Origin of the sequence: Pseudomonas sp. 2995-1, from assembly GCF_002742505.1 — a bacterium.
Classification (GTDB): domain Bacteria; phylum Pseudomonadota; class Gammaproteobacteria; order Pseudomonadales; family Pseudomonadaceae; genus Aquipseudomonas; species Aquipseudomonas sivasensis.
The window spans coordinates 1-231 of sequence record NZ_LJSA01000040.1 but is presented as its reverse complement, the minus strand read 5'-3'; the positions used below and the strand labels follow the sequence as shown (position 1 = coordinate 231).

Annotated in this window: 1 protein-coding gene; it reads right to left on the bottom strand. The window is 57.1% G+C overall.

Going from position 1 to position 231, the window contains the following annotated elements:
- On the bottom strand, positions 1 to 231 hold a 231-nt coding region (locus AOA61_RS00145), incomplete at its 3' end, for a GDSL-type esterase/lipase family protein (RefSeq protein WP_256583303.1).

The following is a 231-nucleotide window of genomic DNA, read 5'->3' as shown; positions in this document are numbered from 1 at the left end:
CTGCAAAATCTGGCGCAGCGTTTGCTCGGTTTGCTGTGGCTGAAAACCACGCAAACCGTCATTGCCGCCAAGTTCAACCAGCACCCAACGCGGCTGATGCTGTTTCAGCAGAGCCGGAAGGCGCGCCAGTCCTTGTTGCGAGGTGTCGCCGCTGATGCTGGCATTAACTACCGACGTTTTACTCTGCCACTTATCATTCAACAAGGCAGGCCAGGCCGCGCTGGCAGACAT